Below are 1688 nucleotides of genomic sequence, written 5' to 3' on the forward strand. Positions count from 1 at the left end.
CTCGGGGACCGGCTCCGCGTCACGCACTCCAATCTCCTCGACGAGGAGACGATCATCCACTGGCACGGCATCCAGTTGCGCAACGACATGGACGGGGCGCCGCCGCTCACCGGCGAGATGGTGGCCCCGGGCGGGGACTTCGAGTACTCGTTCCTCCTCCCGCACGCCGGGACGTACTGGTACCACTCCCATTCCGGTCTGCAGGCGGACGAGGCCATGCTCGGCGCGCTCGTCGTGGAGGACCCGGACGACCAGTACGGGGCCGACGTGGACCACGTGATCCTGATCGACGACTGGACGGTGGGCTTCGGACCGTCTCCGGACGAGTTGCTGCGGGCGCTCAACCCGGCTCTCGGGGGGCATGCCGGTCACGGCGGTCACTCCGGGAAGAGTGCGGCCACCACGACCGCCGCCCGTGCGGTCGACCCGGACGCCCTCGCCCGGACCTCCGGTCCCTACGTGCGGTCCGCAGCCCTGGGCGGAATGGTCCAGCACATCGCCTACCCGATGCACCTCATCAACGGCCGGCCGTCGGCCGAGGCCGAGCCGGTGACGGTACCGCCACGGTCCACCGTCCGTCTCCGCCTCATCAACGCGGCGGCGGAGACGCCCTACCGGGTGGCGGTCGGTGGCAAGACGATGCGGATCATCGAGACCGACGGGTTCCCGTGCGAGCCGGTGGAGGCCGACAGCGTCCTCCTGGGGATGGCGCAGCGGGTCGACGTCCTGGTGGACGCCGACTCGGGGACCTGGCCGATCGTCGCCCGCGCCGAAGGGTCCGACGCCTTCGTGGCCACGACCCTGCGGACGCAGGACTCGGCCACCACGGTCGACCCGACGAGGGCGGGGGACATCACCGAACTATCCTCTACGCCCGTACAGGACTCCGACCTCGAGGCGACCGACGCCTCGAGGTTGGACGCAAGGGAGGCGGACAGGACGTTCCGGCTGGAGCTGATCCAGTCGCCGGAGGACTACGTCTGGGGGATCGCCGGCCCCGACGTGGGCAAGGTGTCCTTCAAGACCGGCGAGCGCATCCGCGTGGAGATGACCAACAAGACGGACATGTGGCACCCCATGCACCTGCACGGGCACACGTTCGGCGTCCCCGGGTACGGCGGGCTGCGGCGGGACACGGTGATCATCCATCCCGGCCGGGAGTTGGCGTTCGAGTTCGACGCCGACAACCCGGGCGCGTGGATGTTCCACTGCCACAACGCCTACCACCTGGACGCCGGTATGACGACAAATTTCTACTACGAGAGGTGACAACTCATGTTGCATCGCACCACGAAGCTCGCCGCACTGGCGATGTCCGCCGTTCTGCTCGCCACCGGCTGTTCGTCCGACGGGGGCTCCGGATCGGCGGCCTCGGGTGAGACCGTCCGGGTCCACGTGAAGGACATGAAGTTCGACCCGGCCGTCGTGACCATCCAGGCCGGCGACTCCGTCGAGTGGATCTGGGAGGCGACCCTTCCCCATGACGTGGTCTCGGACGACGATTCCACGTTCGAGTTCGCCTCCGATTTGCAGATCGAGGGCAGCTTCACCCAGACCTTCGACACCCCGGGAGAGTACGGCTACCACTGCACCCCCCATCCGACGATGACCGGAACGGTCATCGTCGAGGGATGAACTCCGTCGCACGGGCCGACCGTCCGGGCCTCACGGCCCTGGGGGCGATGGCG

At 68.7% G+C, this 1688-nt stretch carries 2 protein-coding genes; both read left to right on the forward strand.

Annotated features, from left to right (window positions below):
- On the forward strand, positions 1-1269 hold a 1269-nt coding region (locus tag B4M60_RS13060; protein WP_291084761.1), incomplete at its 5' end, for a multicopper oxidase family protein.
- A 6-nt stretch (positions 1270-1275) separates the two neighbouring features.
- Entirely contained in the window at positions 1276-1635 is a 360-nt protein-coding gene (locus tag B4M60_RS13065) for a cupredoxin domain-containing protein (RefSeq protein WP_291084764.1), read from the forward strand.
- Positions 1636-1688 lie beyond the last annotated feature (53 nt).

Origin of the sequence: Dietzia sp. UBA5065, from assembly GCA_002415925.1 — a bacterium.
GTDB lineage: Bacteria > Actinomycetota > Actinomycetes > Mycobacteriales > Mycobacteriaceae > Dietzia.